This is a genomic window from Microbacterium sp. X-17, assembly GCF_039615055.1.
Genome location: NZ_JBDHNI010000003.1, coordinates 235,839 through 251,205 on the forward strand (window position 1 = coordinate 235,839; position 15,367 = coordinate 251,205).

General features: G+C 71.9%; 14 protein-coding genes. 4 read left to right on the forward strand and 10 right to left on the reverse strand.

Going from position 1 to position 15,367, the window contains the following annotated elements; translation table 11 throughout:
- Positions 1-37: 37 nt before the first annotated feature.
- Positions 38-622, reverse strand: a complete 585-nt coding sequence (locus tag ABCS02_RS15465; protein ID WP_345836558.1) for a YdeI/OmpD-associated family protein — start codon at positions 620-622, stop codon at positions 38-40.
- Positions 623-661: 39 nt separating this feature from the next.
- The gene (locus tag ABCS02_RS15470) at positions 662-862 is read right to left on the reverse strand and encodes a hypothetical protein (protein WP_185278082.1); all 201 of its coding nucleotides are present in this window, start codon (positions 860-862) and stop codon (positions 662-664) included.
- 289 nt (positions 863-1,151) lie between these two features.
- On the opposite strand from ABCS02_RS15470, the gene ABCS02_RS15475 reads away from it, so the two are divergent.
- The 4 genes from ABCS02_RS15475 to ABCS02_RS15490 all read left to right on the forward strand — a co-directional run bounded on the left by ABCS02_RS15475 (position 1,152) and on the right by ABCS02_RS15490 (position 4,238).
- Complete coding sequence (locus ABCS02_RS15475) at positions 1,152-2,084, forward strand: NAD(P)-dependent oxidoreductase (protein ID WP_345836559.1); 933 nt, start codon at positions 1,152-1,154, stop codon at positions 2,082-2,084.
- Complete coding sequence (locus ABCS02_RS15480; RefSeq protein WP_345836560.1) at positions 2,081-3,052, forward strand: RNA polymerase sigma-70 factor; 972 nt, start codon at positions 2,081-2,083, stop codon at positions 3,050-3,052. Before ABCS02_RS15475 ends, ABCS02_RS15480 begins: the two co-directional genes overlap by 4 nt.
- A 55-nt stretch (positions 3,053-3,107) precedes the next feature.
- Complete coding sequence (locus ABCS02_RS15485) at positions 3,108-3,950, forward strand: hypothetical protein (RefSeq protein ID WP_345836561.1); 843 nt, start codon at positions 3,108-3,110, stop codon at positions 3,948-3,950.
- A 69-nt stretch (positions 3,951-4,019) separates the two neighbouring features.
- Positions 4,020-4,238: a hypothetical protein gene (locus ABCS02_RS15490; protein ID WP_345836562.1), complete on the forward strand. Its 219-nt coding sequence runs from the start codon at positions 4,020-4,022 to the stop codon at positions 4,236-4,238.
- Between the two features lie 31 nt (positions 4,239-4,269).
- Here ABCS02_RS15490 and ABCS02_RS15495 read toward each other — a convergent pair whose 3' ends face one another.
- From ABCS02_RS15495 to ABCS02_RS15530, 8 genes are all read right to left on the reverse strand, one after another.
- Positions 4,270-5,205: a PrsW family glutamic-type intramembrane protease gene (locus ABCS02_RS15495; protein ID WP_345836563.1), complete on the reverse strand. Its 936-nt coding sequence runs from the start codon at positions 5,203-5,205 to the stop codon at positions 4,270-4,272.
- 10 nt (positions 5,206-5,215) lie between these two features.
- Entirely contained in the window at positions 5,216-7,168 is a 1,953-nt protein-coding gene (locus tag ABCS02_RS15500; RefSeq protein WP_345836564.1) for a hypothetical protein, read from the reverse strand.
- Between the two features lie 113 nt (positions 7,169-7,281).
- A complete protein-coding gene (locus ABCS02_RS15505; protein WP_345836565.1) occupies positions 7,282-8,649 on the reverse strand; it encodes an NAD-dependent succinate-semialdehyde dehydrogenase in 1,368 nt (455 codons plus the stop codon).
- A gap of 96 nt (positions 8,650-8,745) precedes the next feature.
- Positions 8,746-10,167 (reverse strand): FAD-dependent oxidoreductase, encoded by a 1,422-nt coding sequence (locus tag ABCS02_RS15510; RefSeq protein ID WP_345836566.1) that lies wholly within the window; start codon positions 10,165-10,167, stop codon positions 8,746-8,748.
- A 39-nt stretch (positions 10,168-10,206) separates the two neighbouring features.
- Positions 10,207-11,889: an ABC transporter ATP-binding protein gene (locus ABCS02_RS15515; RefSeq protein ID WP_345836567.1), complete on the reverse strand. Its 1,683-nt coding sequence runs from the start codon at positions 11,887-11,889 to the stop codon at positions 10,207-10,209.
- On the reverse strand, positions 11,886-12,752 hold the full coding sequence (locus tag ABCS02_RS15520) for an ABC transporter permease (protein WP_345836568.1): 867 nt from the start codon (positions 12,750-12,752) through the stop codon (positions 11,886-11,888). The genes ABCS02_RS15515 and ABCS02_RS15520 overlap by 4 nt, the downstream gene beginning before the upstream one ends.
- Positions 12,749-13,717 carry an ABC transporter permease gene (locus tag ABCS02_RS15525; RefSeq protein ID WP_345836569.1) on the reverse strand — a complete coding sequence of 323 codons (969 nt, stop codon included), beginning with the start codon at positions 13,715-13,717 and terminating at the stop codon, positions 12,749-12,751. The genes ABCS02_RS15520 and ABCS02_RS15525 overlap by 4 nt, the downstream gene beginning before the upstream one ends.
- Positions 13,704-15,353 (reverse strand): ABC transporter substrate-binding protein, encoded by a 1,650-nt coding sequence (locus ABCS02_RS15530; RefSeq protein WP_345836570.1) that lies wholly within the window; start codon positions 15,351-15,353, stop codon positions 13,704-13,706. Before ABCS02_RS15530 ends, ABCS02_RS15525 begins: the two co-directional genes overlap by 14 nt.
- Between the last annotated feature and the right edge of the window lie 14 nt (positions 15,354-15,367).

Here is a 15,367-nt window from a genome sequence, read left to right on the forward strand (position 1 = left end):
GGGCGCGCAGCGATGCTCCCCGGTTCGGGTGTCAGCCCTACTGCGGATGCGGCGTCCGGCCCGCCTCCAGCATCCCGATCAGCTTGGCGAGCCGGTTGCCGCGGCTGGTCGCGCTGGGCGCGGTGATCACACGGTGGATGACGGAGTAGCGGTTGGCCGCGTTGAGCGTCGCGAACGTCGCGGCGGCCGCGGCCGATACCTCCAGGGCCGCGGCGAGGTCCTCGGGGATCTCCGCCGTGCTCGACGGCGCGTAGGCGCGCTCCCAGCGGCCGTCGGCCTTGGCGCGCTCGATCTCGGCGTGGCCGCGGTCCCGCATCCTGCCCTCGGCGATCAGCGCCTCCACGAGCCCGATGTTGCGCTGCGACCACAGCGACGCCGCCCGCCGCGGCGTGAACCGCTCCACGAACGTCGACGCGTCGCGGCTGCGCTTCTGCCCGTCGATCCAGCCGCTGCACAACGCCTCGTCCACCGCCTGCGCATAGCTGAGGGAGGTCGGATCGGTCGTCCCCTTCTTGGCGAGCACGAGCCAGACGCCGTCCGAGGCGTCCTCGTTCGCGTCGAGCCACGCGCGCCACGCGGCGGCGTCGGCGACGATCAGCTCGGTCATCGTCTGCTGCCCCATCCCGCAACCCTAGCGACCGCCGCCGACGCCGGCGCCGCGTCACACGTGCAGCAGGACCAGCACGTGGTAGACGACGTACGCGGGCCAGACGATCGCCTGCAGCAGTCCGAGCACGACGCCCCAGAACGAGCCGTCGGAGACCGACACGAAGTAGACCGCCGCGCCGATGTACGCGATGAAGAAGAAGAACCCCCACTGCGCCGACTGCACCACCACCCGCCCGCGCCCGTTCTCGCTCATGGCCGCCAGCGTAGCGAGCCGCAAGGGCGCCGGGTAGCGCGAGAAGTCACACGCGCGACCGAGGCCGACTGCACCACCACCCGCCCGCGCCCGTTCTCGCTCATGGCCGCCTCCCGTTCCACTCGCCGCCAGGGTAGCGCGGGATGACCCGTCGAGGCGGCGCATAATCGCGATCTGGAACGATTCAATCCCTATTTTGGGCCGTTTCGACGGCGGAGACCGGGGCGCGTGTCACGGGGGACGGGGCGGGTTCGTCTGAGGGGGTGAAGCGAACAGGAAGGTGGACATCATGCGGGTCTTCGTGGCAGGTGGGAGCGGCGTGCTCGGGCGGCGGCTGGTGCCGCAGCTCGTGGCGCGCGGGCACGCGGTGACGGCGTCGACGACGAGCGCGGCGAAGCTCGGGACGATCGAGGCGATGGGCGCGGCGGGCGTCGTCATGGACGGGCTGGACGGCGCCTCCGTGGGCAGGGCGGTGGCGTCGGCCGAGCCGGAGGCGATCATCCACCAGATGACCGCGATCAACCCGGCGCACGCGGGCAAGCCGGACCTCAAGCATCCCGACAAGTGGTTCGCCGGCACCAACCGGCTGCGCACGGAGGGCACCGACCACCTGCTGGCCGCGGCCGAGGCGCAGGGTGTGACGCGTTTCCTCGCCCAGGGCTACGCGAGCTGGAACGGCCTCCGCGACGGCGGCTGGGTGAAGACGGAGGCCGACCCGCTCGACCTGCTCCCCGGCACGCCCGCCGAACCCGGGATGCGGGCGATGAAGCACGTCGAGGACGCGGTCACCGCGTTCGGCGGGACCGTCCTGCGCTACGGCGCCTTCTACGGTCCCGGCGCGACCGACGACCAGGTGGAGCTCGTGCGCCGCCGCCAGTACCCGCTCGTCGGCCGCGGCCAGGGCTACAGCTCGTGGGTCCACCTGGATGACGCCGCGTCGGCGACCGTCCTCGCGCTGGAGCAGGGCGCGACCGGCGTGTTCGACATCGTGGACGACGACCCGGCCCCGGCGAGCGAGTGGCTGCCGTACCTCGCGCAGTCGGCCGGAGCCAAGCCGCCGCTGCGCATCCCGGTGTGGCTGGCGCGGATCGCCGCGGGAGACCAGGCTGTCATCATGATGACCGAGGGACGCGGCTTCTCCAACGCGAAGGCCAAGCGCGAGCTGGGCTGGGAGCTGCGCTACCCGTCGTGGCGGCAGGGGTTCGCGGAGGGGCTGAGGTGACCGAGGGCACGCAGGAGACGTTCCAGGAGCTGCGCCCGCTGCTCTTCTCGATCGCGTACCGCATCCTCGGCAGCGTGACGGAGGCCGAGGACGCCGTGCAGGAGACCTGGCTGCGCTACGAGGCGGCGGGCGTCGAGCCGGTCTCGGTCAAGGCGTACCTGTCGACGATCGTCACCCGCGTCTCCATCGATGTGCTCTCCTCCGCCCGGGTGCGCCGCGAGGCGTACGTCGGGCCCTGGTTCCCGGAGCCGCTGCTCTCCGACCCGTACGAGGATCCGGAGCGCTCGGCGGAGCTGGCGGACTCGCTGTCGATGGCGGCCCTCCTGCTGCTGGAACGGCTCACCCCGCTGGAGCGGGCGGTGTTCGTGCTGCGCGAGGTGTTCGCGTTCGACTTCCCGGAGATCGCGGCGGCCGTCGGGCGGTCGGAGGCCGCGTGCCGCCAGCTCGCGGTGCGCGCCCGCCGCCACATGGACGCGGGCCGGCCGCGCTTCGACGCCGACCGGGCCGAGCGCGAGGACCTGGCCGCCCGGTTCTTCGACGCCTTCCGCGCGGGCGACGTGGAGGCGCTGCGCGTGCTGCTCCTGGCCGACGTCGAGATCGTCGGCGACGGCGGAGGCAAGGCGCCGCAGTGGGCGCGGCGCGTCGTCGGGGCTAGCGAGGTCGCGAAAGTCCTGATCGCGCTGGCCGGGCCGTTCGCGACGATCGGCGGGACGGTCGAGCCGCACGAGGTCAACGGCCAGCCGGGCGCGGTGTTCCGCGACCGCGACGGCCGCGTGGTCAACACGATGGTCCTGGAGATCGCGGGCGGCGGCGTCCAGACCATCCGCGCCGTCATCAACCCCGACAAGCTGACCCACGTCGGCCCGGTCGCCGACGCCTGGTCGGTGCTGCGGGAGGCCAACCGGGCGCGTCTCGCCGCCGGTGGAGACCCGCTGCCTCCGCTGGCCAAGCGCGTCCGGCCCGACTGAGCGGCGCCGCGCGCGGAGCCTTTTCCGCGCCCGCCCGCACCGATACTCTCGGCTCATGGCCTCCGTCCCGCTCACCGACGCCCAGGTGCGCGAGCTGCGCGAGAAGTACGCCGCCGGCGCACGCCAGGTGCAGCTCGCGGCGGAGTACGGCGTGCGCCAGAACACCGTGTCGAGCCTGGTGACCGGGAGGTCGCGCCAGGAGGCCGGCGGCCCGATCATGCCCGGCAAGGCGCGCAAGGTGACGAGCGCGGAGGTGGTCGCGATCCGGGAGGCCGTCGCCGCCGGCGCCCCGCGCGCGGAGGTCTCCGAGCGCTACGGCATCTCGCACCAGATGGTCTCCAACATCGCCTCCGGCCGCGCGTTCGCGGACGTGGGCGGACCGCTCACGTCCAGCGCGGCGACGCGCGCCCGGCCGCTGACCGTCGAGCAGGTGGAGCGCATCCGGGAGCGCGTCCGCGCCGGGGAGGACCGCCAAGCGATCGCGGACAGCTTCGGCGTCTCGCACTGGACGATCGCGTCGGTCGTCCGCGGCGCGACGACCGGGGTGGCGGAGGCGACTGCCGACGACGACGAGGTCGTCCAGATGCGGCGGCTGCACAGCGCGGGGGTGTCGCAGACCGAGATCGCCCGCCGGTTCGGCACCAGCCAGCAGCGGGTCAGCCTCATCGTGCGCGGCAGCTCGCACGCCGCCCACGGCGGCCCGATCGCCGCGGCCCACCGGAGGCGGCTCGGCGACGAGGAGGTCCGCGGCATCCGGGAGGCGTACGCGGAGGGCACGCCGCTCGCCGAGCTGGCGGAGCGCTACGACGTCGCGCCCGCGATCCTGCGGCTCGTGGTCACGGGGCGCACGTACGCGGACCGGCCGGGGCCGATCGCGGCGGATGGCCACCACCGCTGACCGCCCCGCCACCTGACCGCCCGGTGCGAGACGGTTGAGGTTCCCGCGATCCGGTGGGACCGTCGGGAGATGGGCAAGAAGAAGAAGCTCGTGAAGGCGGCCAAGAAGTCGTACAAGCAGGCGGCGAAGGCCGTCGACAAGGCGGTCCGCGCAGCGGAGAAGGCCGACGACGCGGCCCGCAAGCGCGCGAGAAAGCTCGCGGAGCGTCTCGCCGCCTCGTCGCCGGACACCCGGGATGGGCGGCCCGCGCCCGTCGACCTCACTCCGCCGCTGCCGAGGCCCCGGTAAGCGACAGACCTACGAGACCGCCGCAGGGCGACTAGCCCGCCGCATCCTCCACCACCGCCGCCGCCGCCTCCACCCGGTGGTAGTGCCGCAGCACCAGCCACAGCGTGACGATCCCCGCCGCGGACACGATCGCCAGCCCCGCCACGTAGAGCACCGTCGCGAGCGCCTCCACCTGGTTCGCCGTGCTCTGCTGCAACGCCCCGTTCTGCAGTTCCTGCACCGCCTCCCCGTTGAACAGCACCGCGAAGAACGAGGCAACGTCCCCCGACGAGTCCCACGCCGCGTGCAGCAACGACACGCACGCGTAGGTGAGAAGGATCCACCACGACCAGCGGAACCGCCTCCCGCCGCCGGCCGCGCCGAAGATCACCGCGCCGAGGATGGCCGTCCACAGCACGTGCCCGACCGGCGCCAGGATGGCGCGCACCAGCTCCGTCTGCAGGAGCGACACCAGGTCGATGCCGCGTGAGGTGATGGCGGCGTTGAACGCGTAGCCCGCCGACTCGAACGCCGCGAACCCCGCGCCGATCGTCGCGCCGAGCAGCGCGCCCTGCTTCGCCGTCTTGGGCACGGTCCGCCAGCCGAAGATAACCAGCAGCACGACTTTGACGAACTCCTCGATCAACCCGACCAGCCCATAGACCCAGAAGCTCTGATGGAGGTCGGCCTCCAGCAGCGACGCCCCGAGCACGCCGAAGATGCCGCCGACGAAGAAGGCGAGGATGAGCTGCAGCGTGCTGATCGAACCGGTGACGCGCTCGATCGCGAACAGCACGACGCAGAACGGCACCAGGAAGCTGCCGAGCAGGATGAGCGTCGGGACGAGGTTGACGTTGCCGGTGACCGCGGTGACGACGATGGTGATGATCCACAGCCCGAGGCCGGCGAGGAGCGTCTTCCACCACCAGCCGTGGTGGTGGTGCGGGTGATTCCGGTTCTCGACGTTCAGCGCTTCAGCTGCGGTCATGCGCCCGACGCTACCCCGTTGAGGGGCGCGCAGACACCGGGTCGCGGTTGGTGATGGTGAAAGCGAGTTGGGCGGCCGGGCCGAAGACCGGCAGGGCTCGCGCGGCGGGCGGGAGGTCGAGCACCGCGTGGATGACGTTGCGGTCCTGCGGATCGGTGGTGAGCGCGAGCTCGTCCGTCATCTGCCCGAGCTGGTTGATCGCCCCGGGGACGGCGCTGTTCCAGCCCGTCCACGCGCCGAAGCGGCCGTCCGCCGCGCGGCCGATGTCGACGATGAGCACGTCCTGCCAGTCGCCGACCTGCTCCAGGTTGCTGGAGAAGTCGAAGACGCCGTTGCGGGTGATGACCTGGTAGACGCGCAGGGTGAGGGCGTAGCGGGAGAGGTCCTGGCTGAGGCGGGCGTAGTCGGAGGCCGGCTGCGCGCCCGTCGGGGTCGCGGCCGCGTCCGCCGCGAGGTCGTGGGACACCGACGCGACCGCCGCCGCGGCCACCGCGGGCAGCGTCGGGTCGAGCGGGTTGTCGAGCGCGACGTTCACCGGCTCGAGCGTCGGCGCCTCCCGCTCCTGCTCCTCCTCCCCCGCGGAGAACGACTCCACGAAGCGATGCCACCAGCCCTGGTGTGCGGGCGCGGGCGGTGTGCTCGGCGCAGGAGCGACCGCCGGGGCCGGGTCGTCGCCGACCCCCGGTGTGACGTGCGTCGGCGGGAGGTCGGTCGGCGGCTCCTTCGAGAACAGGAACGTCCCGACCAGCGGGATGGGCGCGTCCACCGAGTCGTCGCCCGGCGCGCCGGCGGCGTGTTGCGCGATCTCCGCGTTGAGCTGCACCGGGTTGTAGTGCACGGCCTTCTGCTCGGTGATCAGCACCGACAGCCCGCGGATGGCGAGCTGGAGGTCGGCCTGCCAGGCGACGTCGGGCTGCGCGGCGATGGCGGAGGCGGGCGGCAGCTTGCTCAGCTCCACCTGCACCGACCAGTGGCCGAACAGGAAGCGCGACAGGTTCTGGTAGCCCTCCTCGGAGTTGACCTCCCCGTACGGGCCGGAGTGCGACTTGTAGACGAACGCCCGGTGCGCGCCCTTCACGTAGGCGTTCTCGATGAGCACGAGCCCGTCGCTGCGGGGTCCGACGCCGAGCTTCGCCAGGTTGTAGTCGTTCTGGTCGGTGCCGATGATGCAGAACACATCGTCCACGTCGAACACGTCCGGCGGGATGACCCGGGGGTCCCAGGTCTCCCCGATCGGCTCCTCCCCGAACTTCTTGCCCGGCGTGAGGTAGCCATACATCTTCGGCGGTGAGAAGATGTTGGACCCGGCCGGGCCGAAGGTCTCCATCAGCCAGTTCAGGAGGCCGCCGGTGAAGACGATCCCGCCGTGCGGCGTCGCGTAGGTGCAGAACTTGGCGACCAGCTCCTTCGCCGGGATGCGGCCGCCCTCCTCGCACACCTTCTGCATCATGCAGCGTGCGACCAGGCCGCCCATCGAGTGCGCGACCAGGAACACCTTCGGCGCGCCGGTCTTCTCGCGCACCTGCAGCACGAGGTCGTAGAGTTCGCGCGCGGCCTGCTCGATGTCGAAGCCCTGCGCGCTGGTGTGCTCCTTGACCAGGTCCTCCGTCCAGGTGATCGCCCGGTCGAAGAGGTTGCCGCTGCGCGGGGTCGGCGCGGCGTAGGTGGTGGCCGCCTCGTCGTAGAAGCGGTGGATCCAGATGGACTTCTGCGGCAGTGAGCCGTCGGCGGCGGTCGCCAGCAGCTCCTTCTGGCTGCCGCGCACGAGCACCTGGTAGGCGCGCTCCCCCAGCAGGCGGAGCAGCGGCCCCTCGAACTGGTAGAACATCGGGTCGCCGTCCCCGTTGACCCGGGTGTGGGTGGCGCCCTCGTTGAAGCCGTAGAAGGGATCGTTGACCGTGGAGTCGATCTGACTGGTCGGGCCGGCATACCCGCGGCAGTAGACGATCGGCAGCTCTTGCACGGGGAAAGGGTCCCGCCGATGGTGAGGAAGTGTCAAGACCGCTTCGTCTACCGCGACACGACGAAGGCGGCCGGCCGCACGAATGCGACCGGCCGCCGTACGCGTCGGGAGGCTCAGCCGCCGATGCGGATGAGCTTCTTGTTCACGAACTCGTCGGCGCCGAAGCGGCCGAGCTCGCGGCCCGAGCCGGAGCGCTTCACGCCGCCGAAGGGCAGCTCCGCGCCGTCGGCGAGCACGACGTTGACGAAGACCATGCCGGCCTCGATCTGGTCGGCGACCCGGAGGGCCTGCTGCTCGTCGGTCGTGTAGAGGTACGAGCCGAGGCCGAACGGGGTGTCGTTGGCGATGCGCACGGCGTCTGCCTCGTCCTTCGCGCGGAACACCTGCGCGACCGGCCCGAAGAACTCCTCCTTGGAGGCCGGGTTCTCCGGGGTGACGTCGGTGAGCACCGTCGTCTCAAAGAACGCGCCGTTCCGGCCGCCGCCGCGCACCAGGGTCGCGCCGTTGGCGACGGCGCGCTGCACCTGCTCGTCCAGGCCCTCCGCCGCGCGCAGCGACGAGAGCGGGCCCAGAGCCGAGGACTCGCTGGTGGGGTCGGTGGCCTCCACCTCGGCGAGCTTGGCGGTGAACTTCGCCAGGAACGAGTCGTACAGCTCGTCCGCGACGACGAAGCGCTTGGCCGCGTTGCAGGACTGGCCGCTGTTGTCGAGGCGCGCGTCGACCGCGTTCTGCACGGTCGCGTCCAGGTCGTCGGTCGAGAGCAGGATGAACGGGTCGGACCCGCCCAGCTCCAGCACGACCTTCTTGAGGTTGCGGCCGGCGATCTCGGCGACCGCGGCGCCCGCGCGCTCCGAGCCGGTCAGCGAGACGCCCTGCACCCGGGGGTCCGCGATGACCGTCTCGATCTGGTCGTGCGACGCGTAGATGTTGACGTACGCGCCCTCCGGGAAGCCCGCGTCCAGGAACATCCGCTCGATCGCGGCGGCCGACTCCGGGCACTGCTCGGCGTGCTTGAGCAGGATGGTGTTGCCGATGATCAGGTTCGGGCCGGCGAAGCGGGCGACCTGGTAGTACGGGAAGTTCCACGGCATGACGCCGAGCAGCACGCCCAGCGCCGAGCGGCGGACGACCGCGGAGCCGGCCCCATCGAGCAGCTGGATGGGCTCGTCCTTCAGGAACTCCGACGCGTGGTCGGCGTAGTACTCGTAGATCGCACCGGCGAAGTCGACCTCGCCGAGGGCCTGCTCGACCGGCTTGCCCATCTCGCGCACGATGATGTCCGCCAGCTCCTGGCGGCGCTCCACGTGCAGCTCCCCGACCCGGCGCACGAGGGCGGCGCGCTCCTCGACCGTGGTCGTCTTCGACCAGGTGCGGTACGCGTTCTCGGCCGACGCGATCGCGGCCTGGAGGCCGGCGTCGGTGATCGTGTCGAAGGTCTTGACCGTCTCGCCCGTGGCGGGATTGGTCACGGCGTAGCTCATGTTGCTCCTTATTCCTACAGTGACGGGGTCGTGGCCCTGGGTGATCGGGGCGGAGAAGCCCCCGAGAAGACACTACGGGTCCGGTGTCGGCTCGCGCTACGAGTCGAAGCCGAGCCCCAGCGCATCCAGGGTCTTCTGGAGGACGTTGCGGCGTCCTTCGTTGTGGTCGGCGCGGTTCAGCGCCCACCGGCTCAGGTTGATGCCGGTGCTCGCCAGCGGCTCCGGCGGGAACGGGCTCGGCTCGCTCCTGACCATCTTCAGCTCGGTCAGCTCGGTCGGCGTGCCGCCCAGGAGGTCGAGCAGCACGCGCGCGGCGAACCGGGTGCTCCCGACGCCGAGCCCGGTGAAGCCGCTCGCGTAGGCGACCCGTCCCGCGCGGGCCCTGCCGTAGAACGCGCAGAACCGGCTGCAGGTGTCGATCGCGCCGGCCCAGCGGTGCGTCGCGCGGATGCCCTCCAGTTGCGGGAAGGTCGTCAGCAGGTGCCCGGCCAGCCGCTCGAAGGTCGCGCTGCGCTCCTCGTAGCCCGGCTCCACCCGGCGGCCGTAGTGGTAGACGGCGTCGTAGCCGCCGAACAGCAGCCGGTTGTCGCGGGAGAGCCGGTAGTAGTGGAACTGGTTGGCCATGTCGCTGAGGCCCTGCCGGTTGCTCCAGCCGATGTCGGCGAGCTGCGCGTCGCTCAGCGGCTCGGTCATCAGCACGTAGTCGTAGACCGGGACGGTCATCAGCCGGTTGCGCTTCAGCAGGGAGCGGAACACGTTGGTCGCGAGCACCACGCGGTCGGCCGTCACGACCGTGCCGTTGACCGGCAGGCACACGGGGCCGGAACCGTCCGTCTCCACGCCGCCGACCGGCGAGCCCTCGTACAGCTCGACGCCGAGCGCCTCGCAGGCGTCCGCGAGGCCGCGGGCCAGCTTGGCGGGATGGACGAGGGCGGCGTCGCGGCGGTTCCAGACCCCGGCGAGGTAGGTGGGCGAGTCCACCTCGTCGCGCACGGCCTCGGCGTCCAGGAACTCCCCGTCGCCGTCGGCCGCGGCCTCCTCCGCCCAGGCGACCTGGTGCGGCTCGACCGCGACGTTCAGCAGGCCGGTGCGCTCGAAGTCGGCGTCGACGTGGAGCTCGGCCAGCGTTCGCTCGATCGCGTCCAGGTTCTCCCGGCCGAGCTGCTGGAGGCGGTCGAACTCCTTCGGGAACCGGCCGCGGCCGTTGACCTCGCCGTGCGTGAGGCTGGCCTCGCAGAAGCCGCCGTTGCGCCCGGAGGCCGCCCAGCCGATCCGCTCGGCCTCCAGCAGCACCACGCGCCGCCCGGGATGCTCCTGCTTGGCGAGCAGCGCGGTCCAGAGGCCGAGGTAGCCGCCGCCCACGACCGCGAGGTCGGCGCGGAGCGGCTCCTCGACGGCGGCCCGCCGGGCTGCGGGCGCGTCGGCGAGCCAGAACGAGCCGTGCTCGCTGCCCTCCAGGAGGTGCGCGACGGCGGAGGCGGAGGGGGCGTGCCGTTCGAAGACGGTCGTGTGGGGCATGGAGCTCCTGTCGAAGGGATTGCTGGGGAGGGAGACGGCTCAGGCGACCGGGTCGGGCTCCGCCCGCGGAACCGAGTCGAGCAGCAGGCGCGTGTACGCGTGCTGTGGGTCCGAGAGCAGGTCGACGGTCGCCCCGCTCTCGACGATCTCGCCGGAGCGCATCACCACCGTCCGCTCGCAGACCGTGCGCACGACGCCGAGGTTGTGGCTGATGAACAGCACGGTCAGGCCGCGCTCGCGCCGGAGGTCGGCGACCAGTTCGAGCACCTGCGCCTGCACAGAGACGTCGAGCGCGCTGGTCGCCTCGTCCATGACGAGCAGCGCCGGCTCGATCGCGAGCGCGCGGGCGATGGCGACCCGCTGCCGCTGGCCGCCGGACAGCGTGCGCGGCAGCGCCTGCGCGTGCGCCTCCACGAGCCCGACCCGGCCGAGCAGGTCGAGCACCTGTGTGCGGGCGTCGGTCGCGCTCAGGCCCGGGTGGTGGAGGCGCAGCGCGTCCTCCACGGCGCGGCCGGCGGTCATCCGCGGATCGAGCGAGAGGTACGGGTCCTGGAACACCATCTGCACACGTCGCGCGTGCCGCAGCCGGTCGGCGCGCGTGCGCGGGCGCCCGGCCTGGGCGACGCCGTCGATCTCGACGGTCCCGGAGTCCGGCTGTTCGAGGCCGACGATCATCCGGGCCAGCGTCGACTTGCCCGAGCCGGACTCCCCCACGACGCCGAGCGCCTCGCCGGACGGGATCGCGATGCTGGCGCCGGCGACCGCGCGGACCGGTCCCCGGCCGCGCACCTGGTAGGTCTTGGCGAGGTCGTGCACGTCCAGCACGGGAGGCGTGCCGGCGGCGGCCCGCTCGCGCGGCTCGTCGCCGGTCACCTCGATGGTGGGCGTCGCCGCGACCAGCCGCTGGGTGTACGGGTTCGCGGGCCGGCGGAGAACGCTTGCTGCCGAACCCTGCTCGACGACCTTCCCCTCGCGCATCACGTAGACCCGGTCGCAGAAGGCCGCGGCGAGGGTGAGATCGTGCGTGATGAACAGCATCCCCATCGCGCGCCGGTCGCGCTGCTCGGCGAGCACGTCGAGGATCTGCGCCTGAGTCGTCACGTCGAGCGCCGTGGTCGGCTCGTCGCAGACCAGCAGCTTCGGCGATCCGGCCAGCGCGCCCGCGATCATCACGCGCTGCAGCATCCCGCCGGAGAACTCGTGCGGGTACTGCCGGAGGTGCTGCTCGGGATGCGGCAGGTGCACCGCCTCCAGCAGCTCGACGGCGCGGGCGCGGGCCTCCGCCGCCGGACGCCCCTCGCCGAGCCGCAGGGCCTCGGTGAGGTGGTCGCCGATCGTGCGCATCGGGTTGATGCCGGCGCGCGGGTCCTGGAACACCATCGCGGCGGTCGTGAGGCGCAGCCTCCGGAGGTCGGCGCGGCTGGCGGTCAGCACGTCCGCGCCGTCGAGGCGAACGGCGCCGGTCGTCTCCGCGCGCTCGGGCAGGAGACCGAGCACGGTGCGCGAGGTGACGGACTTGCCGGAGCCGGACTCCCCCACCAGCCCGACGGTCTCGCCGTCCGCCACCGCGAGGTCGATGCCGTCGAGGAGGCGCCGGCCCGTCGCGCCCTTCGCCGCTGCGGGGAGGTCGAGGGTCAGCCCGGAGATCTCGAGCAGTGGGCCCACGCGGCCGGAGGCTCCGGGCGACGCGCCAGCGGCGTCTGGAGGGGACGTGGGGATCATGGCAGGTTCCTTCCGCCGATCCGGTCCGAGAGCTCCTCGCCGATCACGTTCACGGCGACCACGACGATCACGACGGCGACGGCAGGGACGATCGCGGGCAGGAAGTACCCGCCGGCGACCCCGGCCTGGGCCTCGTTGATCATCGCGCCCCAGTCGGCCGTCGGCGCCTGGACGCCGAGGCCCAGGAACGACAGTCCCGCGAGCTCGGCGAGCACGTAGCCGAAGTTGAGAGTGGACTGCGCTCCGACGGTGGGCGCGACGTTCGGCAGGACGCGCCGGACCGCGATCCACGACCCGGCGAACCCCTGCACCCGGTACGCCGAGACGTACGGGCGGGACCGCTCCGTCGCGACGAGCTGGCGCGTCAGCCGCGCCACGAACGGCGAGTACGCGATGCTCATCGCGATCACCGGGGCCACCAGGCCCTTGCCGAACAGCGCGACCGCCATGATCGCGATGAGCAGCGAGGGGAACGCGAACAGCACATCGAAGACGCGGGCGAGCGTGGCGTCGAGCCAGCCTCCCCGCCAGCCGGCGACCAGCCCGAGCACGATGCCGAGCAGCGTGGACGCGATGACGACCAGCAGCGGCCCGAGCAGCGCGGTGCGCGCGCCGAAGATCATCCGGCTGAGGGTGTCGCGGCCGAGCGCGTCGGCGCCGAGCCAGTGCGCGGGGCTCGGGTTCGCGTACACGGCCGAGAAGTCGACGTGGTCGGGGTCGTACGGGGCGATGAACGGGGCGAAGACCGCCGCGAGCGCGATCACGGCGAGCACGACGAGCGCGACGGTGAAGCCGAGCCGCGCGGGCCTCCGCACGGTCGAGCGCATCACCTTCAGCGCGAGGGTCGGAGTCGGGGCGCTCATCGTCCGGCCTCCCCCGCCGCCGCGCGCGGGTCGATGACCGGCTCCAGGAGGTCCACGATCGCGTTGACCACGATGAACGCCGTCACCACGAACAGCACGATCGCCTGCACGACGGGGAAGTCCAGCCGGTCGACCGACTGGACGAGCAGCGAGCCCATGCCGGAGATGCCGAACGCCGACTCCACGATGGAGGTCGCGACCAGGAGGCCGGCGACCAGCATGCCGCTCACCGTCACGATCGGCCCGATCGCGTTGCGGAAGACGTGCCGCCGCACGACCGTGGCGCGCTTCAGGCCGCGGCTGGTGGCGACCTCCACGTGCTCGCGGCCGAGCTGCTCGACCATCGACATGCGCGTCACCTTTCCGATCAGGACCACGAACACGATCGCGAGCGCGATCGAGGGGAGCACCAGGTGGTAGGCCATGTCGAGGAGGCCGGTGCCGGAGCCGAACGCGGGGAACCAGCCGAGTTGCACGGCGAAGACCGCGATCAGCACGATGGAGCCCACGAACGACGGGATGGCGCCCAGCACGGTCAGGAGGGTCAGGGTCGCCCGGTCGGCGATCCTGCCGCGGTTGAGCGCGGCGACCGTGCCGGCGACGAGGCCGACGACGGTGATCATCAGCCCCGCCATCACGACGAGCCCGAGGGTCACCGGCAGCCGGTCGCCGATCACCGTGGCGACCGACTGGCGGTACTGCAGCGAGCGGCCGAAGTCGCCGTGCAGCATCCCGCCGACCCAGTTCAGGTACTGCTGCCAGGGCGGCAGGTTGAGGCCGAACTCGGCGGTGACCTGGGCCACCGCCTCCGGGGACGGCTTGCGCCCCCGGAGGAGGAAGCCCACCGGGTTCCCGGGAACGAGGAAGCGGGAGAAGAAGACCAGGAGCGAGGCGAGGAACAGCGTCAGCAGGAGCGAGCCGAGCTTGCCCGCGACCCGCCGCGCCGCCGCCTTACCGCGCGCCAATCGTGGCCGCCCACGGGTAGTAGAGGAACGCCACGGACGGCGCGACTCCGGTGATCTTCTTACCGACGAACACCGTCATCGGCCCCTGGAACAGCGGCAGCCACGGGAGCTGCTGGTTGGCGATCTTCTGCAGCTGGGCCGACGTCTCCGCGCGCGCCTTCGGGTCGGCGGTGCCCACGGCTTTGTCGACCAGCGCGTCGAAGGACGGGTCGGACCAGTTGCCGTAGTTGCTGAACTGGCCGGTGCGCAGCACGCCGTACATCTCCAGCGGGTCGGGCGTGGAGAGGTACCAGGAGGTGTAGAACAGGTCGACGCCCTGACGCGCGGTCGGGTCGGAGAACAGCCTGGTGTACGAGTCGGGCGTCATCGTCTGGATCTTCGCCTTCAGGCCGATCGACTCGGCCGCCGCGGCCGTGGCCTGGGCGACGACGCTGAAGTCGGCGCCCATCGGCGCGGTGCGGATGGTGATCGTCTTGCCGGTCGCCCCGGCCTTCTCGACCAGCTTCTTCGCCGCGGCGACGTCGTACTTATAGGGCTCCAGTCCGCTGAACGCCGCCTTCCTGGTCGCGTCCGACGCCTCGCCCCACACCGACTCGGTGGTCAGCGCATTGGTGACCGAGCCGTAGCCCTTGACCGCGGCGTCCACGACGCCCTGCCGGTCCATGGCCATCAGCAGCGCTTTGCGGACGTCCAGGTCGCCGAGCACGCCCTTCAGGTTGCCGACGATCAGGCTGCCGACCGCGGTGTTGAGGCCGAAGTAGAGCTTCCCCGCGCTGGTCGAGTTGAGCTTCTGGATGGCCTCGGTCGGCACCATCCAGCCGCCGTCGACCTGGCCGGAGGTCAGTGCGTTCACCCGCGCGTTCGGGTCGGTCATGAACAGAATGGTGACCGTGCCGGCCTTGGCCTTCAGCTTCGGGTCCCAGTACTTGTCGTAGCGGGTCAGCGTCACCGACTCGCCCGACTTCCACGAGGTCAGCTCGAACGGCCCGGTGCAGTTCACGAGTCCGGTCGAGTTGCCGTAGTTCTTGCCCTTCGCGGCGAGCGTGGCGGCGGACTCCACGACCCCGGCGGCGCCGCTGATGCCGAGGTTGAACTGCGAGTCCGGCTTGGTCAGGGTGACCGTGACCTCCATCGGCGCGGTCTGGTCGATGGACGCCACGTTCTGGTAGACGGAGAACCACGACGAGCCGACCGCCGGGTCGAGGTGACGGCGCATCGACGCGACGGCGTCGGCGGCGGTCATCGGCGTGCCGTCGTGGAAGGTGACGCCCGGCCGCAGCTCGTACACCCACGTCGTGGGCGTCGGGTTGCTGTACGACTCGGCGAGCCCCGGGGAGATCGTGTAATCCGGGTTGAGCCGGAGCAGCGACTCGCAGACGTTGGAGAGCACCTGGTTGTCGGAGTAGTCGAACGCGTACGCGTAGTCGAGCGAGTACGGCTCCGAGTACGAGACCCAGGTGAACGAGTCGATGTCGCCGGAAGGCGCGGGGGTCTGCGCAGTGAGCTGGTACGACGGGTGCGCGCCGGCGGACGAGGAGCCGGCGCCGGCGGGCGAGCACGCGGCGAGCGCGATCCCGGAGGCGAGGACGACGGCCGTCGTGAGGACGAGACGGCGTCGGGTGCGGAGTCGAGGCATTGCGTGATCCTCCT

Bases quoted from the DNA above. Each gene is read 5' to 3' on its own strand.
- ABCS02_RS15465 (WP_345836558.1), bottom strand. From the start codon at position 622: ATGGGGCAGCAGACGATGACCGAGCTGATCGTCGCCGACGCCGCCGCG.
- ABCS02_RS15470 (WP_185278082.1), bottom strand. From the start codon at position 862: ATGAGCGAGAACGGGCGCGGGCGGGTGGTGGTGCAGTCGGCGCAGTGG.
- ABCS02_RS15475 (WP_345836559.1), top strand. From the start codon at position 1,152: ATGCGGGTCTTCGTGGCAGGTGGGAGCGGCGTGCTCGGGCGGCGGCTG.
- ABCS02_RS15485 (WP_345836561.1), top strand. From the start codon at position 3,108: ATGGCCTCCGTCCCGCTCACCGACGCCCAGGTGCGCGAGCTGCGCGAG.
- ABCS02_RS15490 (WP_345836562.1), top strand. From the start codon at position 4,020: ATGGGCAAGAAGAAGAAGCTCGTGAAGGCGGCCAAGAAGTCGTACAAG.
- ABCS02_RS15495 (WP_345836563.1), bottom strand. From the start codon at position 5,205: ATGACCGCAGCTGAAGCGCTGAACGTCGAGAACCGGAATCACCCGCAC.
- ABCS02_RS15505 (WP_345836565.1), bottom strand. From the start codon at position 8,649: ATGAGCTACGCCGTGACCAATCCCGCCACGGGCGAGACGGTCAAGACC.
- ABCS02_RS15510 (WP_345836566.1), bottom strand. From the start codon at position 10,167: ATGCCCCACACGACCGTCTTCGAACGGCACGCCCCCTCCGCCTCCGCC.
- ABCS02_RS15515 (WP_345836567.1), bottom strand. From the start codon at position 11,889: ATGATCCCCACGTCCCCTCCAGACGCCGCTGGCGCGTCGCCCGGAGCC.
- ABCS02_RS15520 (WP_345836568.1), bottom strand. From the start codon at position 12,752: ATGAGCGCCCCGACTCCGACCCTCGCGCTGAAGGTGATGCGCTCGACC.
- ABCS02_RS15530 (WP_345836570.1), bottom strand. From the start codon at position 15,353: ATGCCTCGACTCCGCACCCGACGCCGTCTCGTCCTCACGACGGCCGTC.